The following is a 513-nucleotide window of genomic DNA, read 5'->3' as shown; positions in this document are numbered from 1 at the left end:
GGTCAAGGCCGTGATGGCGAAGGACGCGAAGATCGCCTTCGACTGGTCGGTCGAGGGCGGTCATGTCAATTTCGACACCCACGCCGACGCGCCGGGCGTCGACTATCATAGCTATGGCAAGGGCAAGCAATCGACCGGAGAAAAGGGCGAACTTGTCGCCGCCTTCGACGGCAAGCACGGCTGGTTCTGGCGCAACCGCTCGGGCGCGCCCGTGACGATTACGCTGCGCACCGAAGGCGCCTATACAGACATCCGTCGCGTCGCCTGACGCGGCACCGGACCTCCGGTCGGCACGCGCGGCCGGAGGTTCCAACGAGGGTCTATCCTATGCTCGACGTGCTTGCGAACCGCACCTATCGCCACCTCTTCCTCGCGCAGATCATCGCGCTCGTCGGGACCGGACTCGCGACCGTTGCGCTCGGACTGCTCGCCTACGAGATCGCAGGTGCGAAGGCCGGCGCGGTGCTCGGCACGGCGATGGCGATCAAGATGGTGGCCTACATCGGCGTGCCG

At 66.1% G+C, this 513-nt stretch carries 2 pseudogenes; both read left to right on the top strand.

Annotated features, from left to right (window positions below):
* Positions 1-268 (top strand): annotated as a pseudogene (locus tag ACT6QU_RS19545) (transmembrane anchor protein); the annotation flags it as partial.
* Positions 269-327: 59 nt separating this feature from the next.
* A pseudogene (locus ACT6QU_RS19540) lies at positions 328-513 on the top strand (MFS transporter); the annotation flags it as partial.

The organism is Aliihoeflea sp. (genome assembly GCF_052435475.1).
Lineage (GTDB): Bacteria > Pseudomonadota > Alphaproteobacteria > Rhizobiales > Rhizobiaceae > Aliihoeflea.
This window is presented reverse-complemented; position numbering and strand designations above follow the sequence as displayed.